The organism is Actinomadura rubteroloni (assembly GCF_002911665.1).
In the GTDB taxonomy this organism is placed as follows: Bacteria; Actinomycetota; Actinomycetes; order Streptosporangiales; family Streptosporangiaceae; genus Spirillospora; species Spirillospora rubteroloni.
This window is the reverse complement of the sequence record NZ_MTBP01000001.1, coordinates 2,199,796-2,212,326: the sequence shown is the minus strand read 5'-3', so window position 1 is coordinate 2,212,326 and position 12,531 is coordinate 2,199,796. Positions and strand designations below refer to the sequence as shown.

Genomic DNA, 12,531 nt, shown 5'->3' with positions numbered 1-12,531 from the left:
GCAGGCTCCCTCTAGTTGAACAGTCGCAGGTCGGAGATGGTGCCGCTGGCGACCAGGGCCACGTACAGGTCGGCCGCGACGAGCGAGCCCAGCGTGATCAGCGCGAACTGGCCGTGCCGTGCGTTGAGCTTGGACACCCATTCCCAGAGCCGGTAGCGGACGGGGTGCTTGGAGAAGTGCTTGAGCCGTCCGCCGACGATGTGGCGGCACGAGTGGCACGACAGCGTGTACGCCCAGAGCAGGACGACGTTGGCGACCAGGATGAGCGTGCCGAGGCCGATGCCGAAGCCGCCGTCGGAGCCGTGGAAGGCGCGGACCGCGTCCCAGGTGTTGACCAGGGAGATCGCGACGGCGGCGAGCCAGAAGTAGCGGTGCAGGTTCTGGCCGAGGAGCGGGAACCGGGTCTCGCCGGTGTACTTCTTGTGCGGCTCGGCGACGGCGCACGCGGGCGGCGACGCCCAGTACGAGCGGTAGTACGCCTTGCGGTAGTAGTAGCAGGTCAGGCGGAAGAGCAGCAGGAACGGCAGCGAGATCGCCGCGAACGGGATCCAGCCGCGCGTGCCCGCCGGGAGGAACGTGCCGAACTCCGCCGCGCTGCCGGTGTGGTGGTTCACCGTGACGCTGTCGCAGATCTCGTTGAGGCACGGCGAGTAGAACGGCGTCAGGTAATGGAATTCGGGGACGTAGAACGCCGCGCCCCAGAATGCGCGGATCGTCGCGTAGACCACCCAGGCGGTGAAGATGACGAGGGTGGTGAGGGGATAGACGCGCCAGTCGTCCTTGCGGAGCGTGCGTTTCCCGATGCGGGCGCGCGTCCTGTCCGGCGCCTCCAGTGTGCTCATTGGTCGCTCCCTGGGCTCGGGTCGTGACGGCCCCCGTGGTGGGGCGGGCGCGCGTCCGGCCGTCGTGCCGCGCCGTCGGGATGACGTGCGCGGACGCGCCGTTCGCGCTACCAGCGAAGCGACCTTACGCCACCGTGGTGCGACTGTGACATACATAACAGCCGCGTTCCGGTGTGACTCCGGCCACAGATACGGCCCGTCCACTTTGCCCGTGCGACCTCGTTTCAGCCATAACCACCGCCTATGGCCGCTGGCTATTGAGACGAGCGCCACACGGCATGGGACGCGGGCCGTCCGGGGCCGCCGGGCGGGCGCCGGTCAGTTTCCGAGGATTCGGCGGAAATGCTCTTCGGCATCGCCGGCGCGGCCCGTCCCGTAAATGCGGAGGACGTCGGCGAGGTCGGGGAATTCGGCCGCGATGAGCGCGGCGGCGGCCTCGATCTCGGCGGCGGAGGCGACCTCGCGCAGCAGCGCCTGCACCGCCCGCGCGGCGGGCCGCTCCAGCGGCGGGCGGCCGAGCGCGGGGGCGGCCACCGAACGGATCTCGTCCAGCCGCGTCCGCAGTTCCGCGGCGGGCAGCGCGGCGGTCGCGGGGTCGGCGGCCAGGTCCTCGACGGCGAGCAGCCGCCCGAGCACCGCCGGGTTGCTGATCTTGGCGCGGTGGCCGGACATGAGCTGCGACAGCATCGGCGGCGACAGGCCGAGCACGCGGGCCAGCGCCGACTGGGACAGGCCGAGCCCGGACAGGATCCGCCGGACGCGGTCGCCCAGCGGTTCGCCGTACCACTCCGCCTGGAGCGCCCGATTGCGCGCGACCGCGTCCTCGCCCGGCCCCACCCGCACCCGCCTCCCGCTGTTCACGTCCGCAAACGGCTCCGACACCGCACCCGTGCCCGCCGGAAGAACGATCATGCGGCGGCCCGGACGCTACGTTCGGGCCATGTGCGTTTCGACCGCTCCGGCCGCGTCCAGCGGGACGACCGGATGGTTTATTCCGGGGCGGGATGTCGGTGGCGTGTGGCAAGCTCGTAACCGTCATGACCGACACCGTTGAAGCGTCGCCCGTCGTCCCCGCACCGCTCTGCCTGACCTGCTTCGGGGCGCGGCTCGTCATCACGCTCGGGACCCCCGGCTCGCACCGCGCGCCCTCGGTCTCGCCCTGCCCCGACTGCGCCGCCGACCAGGCCGAGACCCCCCGTTTCGCGGGCCGCGTCTAAGGCCGTCCCAACCGGGGGCTCAGCGCGGGGCTGCGGCCTACGCGGCGGGGGCCGTCGGAGTGAGGGACCTGTGCCGGGGCGGGTGCCGCATTCACCCCAGTCGCACTCCAGGCAGCGGCCGTGGCGGCTGCGATGGGTGCCGCCGCAAGAACCGCACACGCCCCAGCCCTGACATTCGGGGCAGAGCGCGTGGCCGGGTGTCGGCATCGCGCGGGGGGCGGACCTCGCTCGGCGGCCTTCCGGACGTGCCCGACCGCGCCCACCGGGCCGTCCGCGACCGCCCCCGCCGGGCCGCGCCGCGCGGGAGGTGCGGCGCGGGTGGCGTGAGCTGCGCGGAGGGGCACGCCTCGCACGCCCGGCGACCTACCGCTATCCTGACCGTCGGGTTACCGATACATGACGGAAAGTCGAAGGGGTCCATGCCAACCTCGACGTGGTTTCGCCTCAACGTGGCCAAGCGTGAGCGGGTCCTTGAGGTGGCCATGCGCGAGTTCGGGGAGCACGGTTACTCGACCGGCAGCCTGAACACGATCGCGCGCGAGGCGGGCATCGCCAAGGGCTCGCTGTTCCAGTACTTCACCGACAAGCTGGAGTTCTTCGCGTTCGTCTGCGACGAGGCGTCCCGGCGGATCCGCGAGGAGATGGAGCGCCGCATCGCCCGCGTCGACTTCGACCAGCCCTTCGACGAGTGGCTGTTCGACGTCCTCTGCGAGTGGACGGAGTACTGGAGCGACCACCCGCTGGAGCGCGCGGTCACGGCCGCGACGAACTTCGAGTTGGACAACAGCGTGCGGTCGGTCGTCCGCGACACCGCCAACCAGCACTACCTCCAGGTCGTCCACCCGTCGCTGAAGCTGTGGCAGGAGCGGGGCGACATCCGGGCCGACGCCGACATCGACGTCCTCGCGACCCTGCTGCTGATGACGCTCCCGCACCTCGCACTCGCCCCGTACTACGACGGCCTGGACCCGGTGCTCGGCCTGCGGGGCCGGACGCCCGCCGAACAGCGCCCGATCATCCGCCGCCTCATCGAGGGCGTCAAGCCGATGTTCGCCCCGCCCGCCTGACCGCCGCTACCCGCCCGCGTGGGCGCGGCGGATCGCGGCGAGGTCCAGCTTGCGCATCGTGAGCATCGCCTTCGTCGCCCGCGCCGCCTTCTCCCTGTCGGGGTCGCCGATCAGGTCGATGAGCCCGGCCGGGACGACCTGCCACGACAGGCCGAACCGGTCCTTGAGCCATCCGCACTGCGACTCCTCGCCGCCGTCGGTGAGCAGGGCCCAGTAGCGGTCCACCTCGGCCTGGTCGTCGCAGGTGATCTGGAACGACACCGCCTCGTCGAACGTGAACTGCGGCCCGCCGTTGATGCCGAGGAACCGCTGCCCGTTGATCGTGAACTCCACGGTCACGACCGAGCCCGCCGGTCCCGGCCCCGCCTCGGTGTACCGGTCGACGCGCCCGATCGCGGAGTCCTCGAACACCGAGACGTAGAACTCGGCGGCCTCCTCGGCGTTGCCGTCGAACCACAGGCTCGTCGTGAATCCCCGCGCGACCATCCGCTGCCTCCTCTGTGCGTGACTGCTGTCAGAGGAGACCTGCCCCGCGCGGGGAACTCATCGCCCGTCAGTAGGTGAAGGTGTAGTCCTCTTCCTTCGCGCGGCGGGTGCCGGCCCAGAACTCGAAGGTGTGCCCGGGCCAGAGGGTGCGGTTGATCCCGTTCTCGTCCAGGTACCAGGACTGGCAGCCGCCCTCGTTCCACACCGCCCGGCGCAGGCGGCGGTGCATGCGGTCGTTGAAGGCGCGCAGGGCCTCGGGCTTCGGCTCGATCGCGTCCGCGCCCTTCTCCTGGAGGAGGCGCAGGCAGGACAGGACGTGCTGGATCTGCACCTCGATCATGAAGACGACGGAGTTGTGGCCGAGGCCGGTGTTCGGGCCGAGCAGCATGAACAGGTTCGGGAAGCCCGGGATCGTCGTGCCCCGGTACACCTCGATGCCGCCGGCGAACGCCTCCTGGATCTTCAGGCCGTCGCGCCCGACGATGCGCTGCTCGGCGACCGCGTCGGTCACCTTGAAGCCGGTGCCGTAGATGATGCAGTCGACCTCGTGCTCGCGGCCGTCCGCGGTGACGATCGAGTGCTCGCGGACCTCGGCGATGCCGGACGTCTCCACGTCCACGTTCGGACGGGCGAGCGCCGGATAGTAGTCGTTGGACAGCAGCACCCGCTTGCAGCCGATCGTGTAGTCCGGCGTGACCTTGGCGCGCAGCTCGGGGTCGGCGATCTGCCGGTTGATGTGCCAGCGGGCGAGCTTCTCCATCGGCACCGACAGGCGCGGGTCGATGGTGAAGCCGACCGCGCGGGCCTCCAGCGTCCAGTAGATGGACGAGCGCAGCGCGCGGGCCGCGCCGGGCACCTTCGCCAGGGCGGTCCGGACGGCCGGCGGGATCGGGCGGTCCGGCTTCGGCTGGATCCACGGCGGCGTCCGCTGGAACAGCACGAGGTGGTCGGCCTGCTTGGCAACCTTCGGGACGAACTGGATCGCGGACGCGCCCGTCCCGATCACGGCGACGCGCTTGCCGGCCAGGTCGTAGTCGTGGTTCCACTCGGCCGAGTGGAAGGCCGTCCCCTGGAACCGCTCGATGCCCGGAAGGTCCGGGTAGGACGGGACGTGCAGCGCCCCGACCCCGGACACGACGGCCTTCGGCGTGAGCACCGTCCCGTCGGCGAGCGTCACGTTCCAGCGCTTGGCCGCGTCGTCGTACTCCATGCCGTCGACGGCCGCGCCGAAGCGGATGTGGTCGCGCACGCCGTACTTGTCGGCGGTGCGCTCCAGGTAGGCGCGGATCTCGGGCTGGGGGGCGAACATGCGCGTCCAGTCCGGGTTCAGCTCGAAGGAGAACGAGTACATGTGGGACGGGACGTCGCACGCGCAGCCCGGGTAGGTGTTGTCGTGCCAGGTCCCGCCGAGGGCCTCGCTCTTCTCCAGGATGACGAAGTCGTCGAACCCGGCCTTGCGGAGCTGGATGCCCATGCCGAGACCGGCGAAGCCCGACCCGACGATCACGACGGCGGGGGTGCGCTCGTTCATGTTCTGCCTACCTTCTCCCCGGATTTCCTACTCTCAGTAAGTTACTATGAGTAGGCTACTCCCGGTAGGTCCGACTGGAGGGAACCGCTGTGAGCACCGCCACGCCCCCGTCCCGGCGTCGCCGCATGTCACGGGCGGACCGCGAACGGCAGATGCTCGACGTCGCCGAGGAGATCTTCGGCGAGCGGGGCTACGCGGCGACGTCGATGGACGAGGTCGCCGAGCGCTGCGGCGTCTCCAAGCCGATGATCTACGAGTACTTCGGGTCCAAGGAGGGCCTGCTGGTGGCGTGCATCGCCCGGTCGCGGGCCGAACTGCTCGACGTCACCCACAAGGCGATGGCGGGCGCCACCGACCCGAAGGACATCCTCACGCGCGGCATGACGGCCTACTTCGAGTTCGTCGGCTCGCACAGCCGGTCGTTCGCGACCCTGCTCACCGACCACGGCGGGCCGCCCGAGAGCGTCGAGGCGGTCCGGCAGACGCGGGCGCAGCAGAGCGACCTCATCGCCGGGGTGCTGCGGACGTTCGCGCCCACGCTCCCCGATCCGGAGCTGGCGGCGTTCACCGAGATCATCATGGGCGGCAGCGAACGGCTGGCGCTGTGGCAGACCGGGCGGCCCGACGTCGCCGCGCGCGAGGCCGCCGCCTACATGATCGCCTTCTGCTGGCAGGGCATCGCGCCCTACGTCGTCTGATCCCGTCGGCGCGGGAGCCGGTCGATCGCGTCCAGCAGCAGGTCCAGCCCGAACTCGAAGTCGGCGTCGGGCTCGCTGCGGGCCAGCTCGGCGGCGCTCGCGCTGACGTGCGGGAACCGCTCGGCGTCCAGGTCCTCGAACTTGTCCGGACGGTTCCCGAGCGCCTTGGCCATCCCGGCCTCGCGGAGCTGCGTCCCGAGCGTGTACGCCATGAGCGCGCGGGTGACGCGCACGGCCGTCTGCTCGTCGAACCCCGCGGCGGCGGCGAGCGCGAGCGCCCGTTCGGCGGGCATGAGGCCCACCATGCTGTCGATCCGCTGGGTGAGGACGATCGTCATGCAGCGCGGGTAGTCCGCCGCGATCGCGCGGAACGCGCGGGCGAGCGCGCGGGCGCGGTCGGTCCAGTCCTCGGCGGCGTCGAACGACAGGTCCATGCCCGCGACGACGTGCTCGGCGACCCCGCTCAGCAGCGCCGCCTTGTTCGGGACGTGGTTGTAGAGCGACATCACCGCGACGCCCAGCTCGGCCGCGACGGCGCGCATGGACAGCGCGTGCTCGCCGTCGCGCTCGATGAGGCCCACGGCGGCCCGGACGATCCGGTCGCGCGTGAGGACGGCCCGGGAGGTGGCGGACGTCACTCGTCTCTGCATCGGGTCGGGTCTCCGCTTCCGTTGACAGGGTAAGTGGCCCATGACACGGTGACGTACAACGTACGTACGTACATCGTACGCCAGCGCTCCCCCAGGAGGCGGCCGTGTCGACGCACGACCTCTACATCACCCCCGTCCCCGAGTCCACCCGGAAGGTCCCGCCCGCGGGCGCCACGCGGTTCACGTGGGAGTACGACGACGGGCGCGAGAACCTGCTCGCCCTGTACCAGAAGGGCAAGGATCGGCAGTGGGACTCGGTCAAGCGCATCGACTGGGACCTGGACGTCGACCCCTACAACGTCCTCGGCATCCCCGACCAGTCGCTGGCCATCTACGGCACGAAGTACTGGGACAAGCTGAGCCCGCGTGACCGCGCGGAGCTGCGGCGGCACTCGGCGTCCTGGCAGTTCAGCCAGTTCATGCACGGCGAGCAGGGCGCGATGGTCACCGCCGCGAAGATCGTGGAGACCGCGCCGGACCTGGACGCCAAGTTCTACTCCGCCACCCAGACGATGGACGAGGCCCGCCACGTCGAGGTCTTCGCCCGCTTCCTCCAGGAGAAGATCGGGCTCGTCTACCCGATCAACACCAAGCTCCAGGACCTGCTCGCCGAGACGCTCACCGACGCCCGCTGGGACATGCCGTTCCTCGGGATGCAGGTCCTCATCGAAGGGCTCGCGCTCGCCGCGTTCGGCGTCATGCGGGACGTCACGACGCAGCCGCTCCCCCGCCAGATCCTCGCCTACGTCATGCAGGACGAGGCCCGCCACGTCGCGTTCGGGCGGATGGCGCTGCGCGACCTCTACCGCGACCTCAGCGACGCCGAGCGCAGAGACCGCGAAGAGTTCGTCATCCAGGGCTGCCACCTCATGCGCGACCGCATCCGCAGCCGCGAGGTCTGGGAGCACTTCGGCCTCGCCACCCCCGAGGTCCGCGCGCTGATCGACGAGTCGCCGTACATGCGGATGTTCCAGAGCCTGCTGTTCAGCCGGATCGTCCCGTGCGTCAAGGACATCGGCCTGTGGAGCCCCCGGATCCGGGAGACCTTCGAGGAGATGGGCGTGCTGGAGGCGTCCCGCGCCGACCTGGACGCCCTCATGCGCGGCGACGAGGAGATCGCCGACCGGCTGGACGCCCAGCGGTTCGCCGCCGAGGAGGCCGCCCGCCGCGCCGAGGTCGACGCCGTCATCGCGGCCGAGGCCGCCTCGTCCTGACCCCCGTGAGGAGGGGAGAAATGCCCACCGCCACCCCCGAACGCACCGCCGTCGTCCGCTGCCGCGACGGCGACCACACGCTCGCGCTGACCGACCGCGAGGCCGTCGCGCGCCGGCTGCTGGACACGTCCCGCAAGCACTCCTTCGACCCCGACGTGGACGTGGACTGGGACGCCCCGCAGGACCCCGACGTCTTCTACATGCCGCCCGTCCTCGTCTCGCTGTACGAGACGCCGCTGTGGGACCGCCTCACGCACCGGCAGCGCGTCGAACTGTCCAAGCGGGAAATGGCGAGCATCGCGACCTTCGGCATCTGGGCCGAGTTCATGCTGATGCAGTCGCTCGTCCAGCACTGCCACCGGCACCGCTACGACAGCGAGCACGTCGCGTACGCGCTGACGGAGATCGCGGACGAGTGCCGTCACTCGATCATGTTCGGGCGCATGGTGCGGACGTTCGGCCTGCGCACCCACCGGCCGAACGCGCTGCAGCACTCGGCGAGCCTGGTGTCCGGCGCGGTGTACGACCCGCTGATGAAGTTCGCGGGGACGCTCGTCGTGGAGGAGTTCACCGACGCGTTCCAGCGGCTCTCCTTCCCCGACGAGGAGATCCAGCCGCTCGTCCGGCAGGTGACGCGCATCCACGTCATCGAGGAGACGCGGCACATCCGGTACGCGCGCGAGGAGCTGAAGCGGCTGGTCGCCGAGACGTCCGCGCCGCGCCGGCGGATCGCGGCGGCCGGGCTGGCGTACGCGACGCGGCTGATCACCTCGCAGGTCGTCCACCCGTCGTGCTACTCGGGCGTCGGCCTGGACCCGCGCGCGGCGCGGCGCGCGGCGGCGGCCAGCCCGCACCGCCGCGCGACGCTCGCGTGGGCGTTCCGCAAGTGCACCGCGTTCCTGGACGAGGTCGGCTACCTGGACGGGCCCGCCCGCCGGATCTGGGTCAACGGGGGCCTGCTGGAATGAACGGCCGCTCCTCCACCGGGACGTCGGCGGGCTGGTCGAGCAGCGCGAGGCACGCGGCATAGCCCGGACCGGGATCGAGGGTGCGCATCGTGATTCTGCCGACGAGTTCGGAACGTCCGGACCAGTCCAGCAACCGGGGGTTTTCGGAAGGACCGGAAACCCGCAGCTTCGTCATCGGCTCGCGCAGGCCGTCGCCGGTGGCCTTGAGAAGGGCCTCCTTGCGCGTCCAGTAGGCGAGCAGCTCGGCCTCGCCGGACCCCTGCTCCCCCTCGGCGAGGACGTGGTCGGCGAAGCTGTCGTTCAGTCGTCCGGACGCCTCCTCGACGTCCACGCCGAGCGGCCCGTGCGGGGACAGCGCGAGGACGACCCGGTCGCCGGAGTGCGAGATCGACAGGTGCGGGCCGCCCGCGATGACCGGCCGGCCGTGCGGCTGGTCGCAGTCCGGGCAGGTCCGGTCGACCGGGACGGCGGCCGGCGCGACGCCGAGCCGGGCACCGACCGTGATCCGGGTGAGGGCGACGCCGAGCGTGAAGCGGTCGCGGTCGGCGTCGCGCAGGTACTTCGCGCGCCGGCCCTTCTCGACCGGGTCCAGCAGTGCCGCGTGGGCCGGTCGCACCGCGTCCAGCGAAGCCCACCAGACGGTGACTGGTTCCACCCCGACTCCCATTCCGGCGGCGCCGCCGCCCATTCCCGAGCGCACCTTCAGTACATCTCAGACTATTTCGTATATATCGGACCGACGGGAAGCGCCGAGGCCGCCGGACCCGTGCGGCCCGGCGGCCTCGCGGCGGAGTACCCGCCCCTTCACCTGGGGTTATCTACACCCAGGACACTCCCGCGCGTTGTGCGGTCACGACGACGCCTCCTCCTCCCCTTGGCGTGTCGAGCACCGGCCGCGCCCTGCCGACCGGCGACGGCCGACGGCGACCGGCGCTTCCCTCCCCTTTCACGAAACAACCTTAGAAGCGAGGGACTTCTCTTATGCCATGATCGGCCGATTGAGGTCATAAATGGTTCACCGAAAACCCGCCAGCACTTCCCGCGCCGCACCCTCGGCGTTCGCCAGGCATGCGCTCCGCGCGGCGGCCGGTCCGCCGCGCCCGGGGGCCGCCTCGCTGTAGGCCACGGTCACCACGACGTTGCGGACGCGCACGGTGACCTGCCCGGTCACGGTGCTCGGCGGCTCGTCCACGGTGAACCAGTGGAACGCCTCCTCGCCGAGCCCGTCGATCCGTTCCAGCGTGAGCGTCCGCTGCGCGGGCTCGCCCGTCGCCTGGCGCAGCGCGGCGGCGAAGGTCTGGCGGGCGGCGCCCGACGGGTCGCCGCCCGACGGCGCGACGAGCAGCTCGTCCACCGTCAGCCACCGGTACCGCTTCCCGGGCGCGGTGAACGTGCAGGTCGCGGTGGACGCGTCGGTGTGCCGCCGGGGGACGGCCCCCGGGACGAGCCGGTCCAGCGTCGCGCGGCCGACCCCGGCGCAGGGATCGCCCAGCCGCGTGACCGGGGCGCCCGGACGCGGCGCGGCCGGGCGCGACGGCGCGGCGGACGGCGGCGGACGGCGCCCCTCCCCCGGCCCGCCGCCGGGCGCGAGCACGAGCGCGGCGCCCCCGGCCAGCGCGACGGCCACCGCCGTGAGGGCGAGCGGGAGCCCGCGCGGACGGCGCGGTCCCCGGGGCCGCTCCGGCCCGGAGTAGACGCGCTCGAACCGCTCCTGCGGGCGCCTCGGCCCGATCCCCGGTCCTTTTCCCACCACCACCCCTTTTAGCGAGCCTTACCGCATTTTTCCCAACGACCTACGCGCCGAAAAGACGATCCGGTCACCACCTCACACCCGGACGATCCGAGTGTCATACCTGCGCTCCACAATGGGAACGTGCTGCTCACCGAGATCGCGCGAACGTCCGGGACGGTCGCGGGCACCGCGTCGCGGCGCGCCAAGGCCGCCGCGCTCGCCGCGTGCCTGCGCGACGCCGAGCCCGCCGAGGCCGCCACCGTCGTCGCCTACCTGTCCGGCGAGCTGCCGCAGCGGCAGATCGGCGTCGGCTACGCGGCCCTGCGCGACCTTCCACCGCCCGCCGGCGACGCCACGCTGACGGTAGCCGAGGTGGACGCGGCCTTCGCCGCGATCGGCGCCGTCGCCGGGCCGGGGTCGGTCGCGCGGCGGCGGGAGCTGGTCGCGGCGCTGTTCGCCCGCGCCACCCGCGACGAGCAGTGGTTCCTCGTCCGGCTGCTGTCGGGCGAGCTGCGGCAGGGCGCGCTGGACGGCGTGATGGCCGACGCCGTCGCGGGCGCCGCCGAGGTACCGGCCGCCGCCGTGCGCCGCGCGGTCATGCTGCGCGGCTCGCTCGGCGCCGTCGCGACCGCCGCGCTCGCGTCCGGGGAGGCGGGCCTCGCCGCGTTCGGGCTGGAGGTCGGACGGCCCGTGAAGCCGATGCTCGCCGCGTCCGAGCCCGACCTGCCCGCCGCCCTCGCCCGGCTCGACGGCCCCGCCGCCGTGGAGTGGAAGCTGGACGGCATCCGCGCGCAGATCCACATCACCGGCGGCGAGGTCCGCGTGTTCACCCGCACGCTGGACGAGATCACCGCGCGGCTGCCCGAGGTCACGGCCGTCCTGTCCCGGCTGCCGGTGCGCGACGCGGTGCTGGACGGCGAGCTGATCGCGCTCCGCGAGGACGGCACGCCGCACCCGTTCCAGGTCACCGCCGCCCGCGCCGCGACCCGGCGCGCGGACGGTCCCGTCCCCCTGTCGGTGTTCCTGTTCGACGTCCTGCACCTGGACGGCGAGGACCTGCTGGACCGTCCGGGCGCGGAGCGGCACGCGGCGCTCGCCCGGGTCGTCCCCGAGGAACTGCGGATGCCGCGCCTGGTCACCGACGACCCGGCCCGCGCCGCCGACCTGTTCGCCGAGGCCGTGGAGCGCGGGCACGAGGGCGTCGTCGTGAAGTCCCTCGACACGCCCTACACGGCCGGGCGGCGCGGCGCGGGCTGGATCAAGGTGAAGCCCCGGCACACGCTCGATCTCGTCGTGCTGGCCGCCGAGTGGGGGCACGGGCGGCGGCGCGGCTTCCTGTCCAACCTGCACCTCGGCGCCCGCGACGCGGCGACCGGGGAGTTCGTCATGCTCGGCAAGACGTTCAAGGGCATGACCGACGAGCTGCTCGCCTGGCAGACCGAGCGGCTGCGGGAGCTGGCCGTGGAGGAGGACGCGCACACCGTCCGGGTCCGGCCCGAGCTGGTCGTGGAGATCGCGTTCGACGGCGTCCAGCGCAGCACCCGCTACCCCGGCGGGATGGCGCTGCGGTTCGCGCGCGTCCTGCGGTACCGGCCGGACAAGCGCGCGGCGGACGCCGACACGGTCGAGACGGTGCGGGCCGTCGCCCCGGTGATCGACTGAGGTTTTACCTGTCGGTCCCGGACGGGCCGGGCGGCCTCCGCGAGGATGGTCACCCGGTGTCGTACGGAGGTGACGATGGGTACCCGCTTCGCGATCATCCTGCCGGCCGCGCTCGCCGGGGCCGCGCTCGCGGCGTCGGCGCTCGGCACGGCCGCGCTCGCCAGTCCCGGACCGGAGGCGGCGTGCCCGCCGCCGAACAAGCTGCCGCCCGCCGCCGGGACGCGGGACACGGCCGGAGCGCCCGAGCCCCGGCCCGTCTACCACCCGCTGGTGCTGCGCGGCGGCCCGGAGCGTCCCGAGCCCCGTCCGGCGTACCGGACGCGCGGACGCTGCCCGGTGCTGCTGCCGTTCACCGCGCCGGACCCGCGCTTCCAGGTCGGCGCGCCCAACGCGCCGTCGTGGTTCGCCTTCCCCGCCCGCGCCCGGTGAGCTGACGCTTCAGGGCGGCTCAGTACGCTGCGGGA

14 protein-coding genes are annotated in these 12,531 nt (G+C 72.3%); 7 read left to right on the top strand and 7 right to left on the bottom strand.

Going from position 1 to position 12,531, the window contains the following annotated elements; translation table 11 throughout:
- Positions 1 to 11: 11 nt before the first annotated feature.
- Complete coding sequence (locus BTM25_RS09815) at positions 12 to 842, bottom strand: hypothetical protein (protein ID WP_103562363.1); 831 nt, start codon at positions 840 to 842, stop codon at positions 12 to 14.
- A gap of 318 nt (positions 843 to 1,160) precedes the next feature.
- Positions 1,161 to 1,703, bottom strand: a complete 543-nt coding sequence (locus BTM25_RS09810; protein ID WP_205648015.1) for a helix-turn-helix domain-containing protein — start codon at positions 1,701 to 1,703, stop codon at positions 1,161 to 1,163.
- Positions 1,704 to 1,879: 176 nt separating this feature from the next.
- Here BTM25_RS09810 and BTM25_RS09805 point away from each other — a divergent pair, with 176 nt between their 5' ends.
- Together BTM25_RS09805 and BTM25_RS09800 are read left to right on the top strand one after the other, a co-directional pair.
- Positions 1,880 to 2,059 carry a hypothetical protein gene (locus BTM25_RS09805; protein WP_103562361.1) on the top strand — a complete coding sequence of 60 codons (180 nt, stop codon included), beginning with the start codon at positions 1,880 to 1,882 and terminating at the stop codon, positions 2,057 to 2,059.
- Between the two features lie 482 nt (positions 2,060 to 2,541).
- Positions 2,542 to 3,126: a TetR/AcrR family transcriptional regulator gene (locus BTM25_RS09800; RefSeq protein ID WP_235828319.1), complete on the top strand. Its 585-nt coding sequence runs from the start codon at positions 2,542 to 2,544 to the stop codon at positions 3,124 to 3,126.
- Positions 3,127 to 3,132: 6 nt separating this feature from the next.
- Here BTM25_RS09800 and BTM25_RS09795 read toward each other — a convergent pair whose 3' ends face one another.
- Both BTM25_RS09795 and BTM25_RS09790 read right to left on the bottom strand, forming a co-directional pair.
- The gene (locus BTM25_RS09795) at positions 3,133 to 3,612 is read right to left on the bottom strand and encodes a VOC family protein (RefSeq protein WP_103562359.1); all 480 of its coding nucleotides are present in this window, start codon (positions 3,610 to 3,612) and stop codon (positions 3,133 to 3,135) included.
- A gap of 67 nt (positions 3,613 to 3,679) precedes the next feature.
- Positions 3,680 to 5,143 (bottom strand): flavin-containing monooxygenase, encoded by a 1,464-nt coding sequence (locus tag BTM25_RS09790; protein ID WP_103562358.1) that lies wholly within the window; start codon positions 5,141 to 5,143, stop codon positions 3,680 to 3,682.
- A 125-nt stretch (positions 5,144 to 5,268) separates the two neighbouring features.
- Here BTM25_RS09790 and BTM25_RS09785 point away from each other — a divergent pair, with 125 nt between their 5' ends.
- Positions 5,269 to 5,841, top strand: coding sequence for a TetR/AcrR family transcriptional regulator (locus BTM25_RS09785; protein ID WP_103562357.1), 573 nt, complete (start codon positions 5,269 to 5,271; stop codon positions 5,839 to 5,841).
- Here BTM25_RS09785 and BTM25_RS09780 read toward each other — a convergent pair.
- Positions 5,829 to 6,491 (bottom strand): TetR/AcrR family transcriptional regulator, encoded by a 663-nt coding sequence (locus tag BTM25_RS09780; protein WP_103562356.1) that lies wholly within the window; start codon positions 6,489 to 6,491, stop codon positions 5,829 to 5,831. The two genes, BTM25_RS09785 and BTM25_RS09780, sit on opposite strands and share 13 nt — an antisense overlap.
- Positions 6,492 to 6,595: 104 nt before the next feature.
- On the opposite strand from BTM25_RS09780, the gene BTM25_RS09775 reads away from it, so the two are divergent.
- Together BTM25_RS09775 and BTM25_RS09770 are read left to right on the top strand one after the other, a co-directional pair.
- Positions 6,596 to 7,705 carry a ferritin-like domain-containing protein gene (locus BTM25_RS09775; protein ID WP_103562355.1) on the top strand — a complete coding sequence of 370 codons (1,110 nt, stop codon included), beginning with the start codon at positions 6,596 to 6,598 and terminating at the stop codon, positions 7,703 to 7,705.
- Between the two features lie 20 nt (positions 7,706 to 7,725).
- Entirely contained in the window at positions 7,726 to 8,673 is a 948-nt protein-coding gene (locus BTM25_RS09770; protein WP_103562354.1) for an AurF N-oxygenase family protein, read from the top strand.
- On the opposite strand, the gene BTM25_RS09765 is transcribed toward BTM25_RS09770, so the two are convergent.
- Together BTM25_RS09765 and BTM25_RS09760 are read right to left on the bottom strand one after the other, a co-directional pair.
- Positions 8,651 to 9,328, bottom strand: coding sequence for a 4'-phosphopantetheinyl transferase family protein (locus tag BTM25_RS09765; protein ID WP_103562870.1), 678 nt, complete (start codon positions 9,326 to 9,328; stop codon positions 8,651 to 8,653). The genes BTM25_RS09770 and BTM25_RS09765 overlap by 23 nt on opposite strands.
- A 360-nt stretch (positions 9,329 to 9,688) precedes the next feature.
- A complete protein-coding gene (locus BTM25_RS09760; protein ID WP_146059013.1) occupies positions 9,689 to 10,423 on the bottom strand; it encodes a hypothetical protein in 735 nt (244 codons plus the stop codon).
- Positions 10,424 to 10,546: 123 nt separating this feature from the next.
- On the opposite strand from BTM25_RS09760, the gene BTM25_RS09755 reads away from it, so the two are divergent.
- Positions 10,547 to 12,067: an ATP-dependent DNA ligase gene (locus tag BTM25_RS09755; RefSeq protein WP_103562352.1), complete on the top strand. Its 1,521-nt coding sequence runs from the start codon at positions 10,547 to 10,549 to the stop codon at positions 12,065 to 12,067.
- Between the two features lie 75 nt (positions 12,068 to 12,142).
- On the top strand, positions 12,143 to 12,496 hold the full coding sequence (locus BTM25_RS09750; RefSeq protein ID WP_103562351.1) for a hypothetical protein: 354 nt from the start codon (positions 12,143 to 12,145) through the stop codon (positions 12,494 to 12,496).
- Positions 12,497 to 12,531: the final 35 nt, after the last annotated feature.

Excerpts from the sequence above, each read along its gene's own strand:
- BTM25_RS09780 (WP_103562356.1), bottom strand. The coding sequence starts at position 6,491 with ATGCAGAGACGAGTGACGTCCGCCACCTCCCGGGCCGTCCTCACGCGC.
- BTM25_RS09805 (WP_103562361.1), top strand. The coding sequence starts at position 1,880 with ATGACCGACACCGTTGAAGCGTCGCCCGTCGTCCCCGCACCGCTCTGC.
- BTM25_RS09815 (WP_103562363.1), bottom strand. The coding sequence starts at position 842 with ATGAGCACACTGGAGGCGCCGGACAGGACGCGCGCCCGCATCGGGAAA.
- BTM25_RS09800 (WP_235828319.1), top strand. The coding sequence starts at position 2,542 with ATGCGCGAGTTCGGGGAGCACGGTTACTCGACCGGCAGCCTGAACACG.
- BTM25_RS09785 (WP_103562357.1), top strand. The coding sequence starts at position 5,269 with ATGTCACGGGCGGACCGCGAACGGCAGATGCTCGACGTCGCCGAGGAG.
- BTM25_RS09770 (WP_103562354.1), top strand. The coding sequence starts at position 7,726 with ATGCCCACCGCCACCCCCGAACGCACCGCCGTCGTCCGCTGCCGCGAC.
- BTM25_RS09750 (WP_103562351.1), top strand. The coding sequence starts at position 12,143 with ATGGGTACCCGCTTCGCGATCATCCTGCCGGCCGCGCTCGCCGGGGCC.
- BTM25_RS09795 (WP_103562359.1), bottom strand. The coding sequence starts at position 3,612 with ATGGTCGCGCGGGGATTCACGACGAGCCTGTGGTTCGACGGCAACGCC.
- BTM25_RS09790 (WP_103562358.1), bottom strand. The coding sequence starts at position 5,143 with ATGAACGAGCGCACCCCCGCCGTCGTGATCGTCGGGTCGGGCTTCGCC.